Genomic DNA, 684 nt, shown 5'->3' with positions numbered 1-684 from the left:
CTCTATCAAAAGAAAGTACCAGCTTATTAAATTCACATTCTTCAAGGCAATGTTTTCTACTGTACTTAAACTCTAGCAAGAATTGAAGGTAATCATCTTTTACTTCATATACATATTTAAGAATAATATATATAAACTCATAAGGAAATAAAACGCCTTCTATTGGTATTCTAAGCTCTGAAAGCACACCCTCGCCTTTTTCTCCTCTTTCAAATATACCATAGTGCATATGAACATCCGTGTGTACAATGTTCTTTTTACCTTTCAAATCATAATCAATCCTTATATAGTTTGCAGCTGTTATTGAAACCATGAATTGATCTTCAATAGTATAAATATCATCTCTTAAACTTATTTCTGCATCTAGCCCTGGAATGAATGATAAACTATGCCCTACTATATTCCCTTCATTATCGAATTCGTAATAAAAATCAATTATAGAATCGTCATTTAGTAACAAATTATACTTCTCATTTAAAAGCATATCTCTATAGACTTCAACATAGGTTCTAATGGTAAATTTAGGCGTTCTTCTTCCTACAGAATTTTCTTTGATTTCATGAATTCCAATGTTGTTTATAGTAGGTATGTTTTCTTGAACCAAGTACAAACTGGTCAGCTGATTTATAACCAACTCTTTTTCTGAATTAATAACTAATTCTTTAGTCTTAGCCACCATTATTC

Annotated in this window: 1 protein-coding gene; it reads right to left on the bottom strand. The window is 30.1% G+C overall.

Features of this window, described 5'->3' with window-relative positions:
• The coding region (locus KVT37_RS31720; RefSeq protein ID WP_217578951.1) for a DUF2290 domain-containing protein at positions 1–684 on the bottom strand (684 nt) is incomplete at both ends.

The organism is Mesorhizobium sp. GbtcB19 (genome assembly GCF_019091085.1).
Taxonomy (GTDB): domain Bacteria; phylum Pseudomonadota; class Alphaproteobacteria; order Rhizobiales; family Rhizobiaceae; genus Mesorhizobium.
Note: the sequence above shows the minus strand (reverse complement) of the source record. Positions and strands in the feature narration are given on the sequence as shown.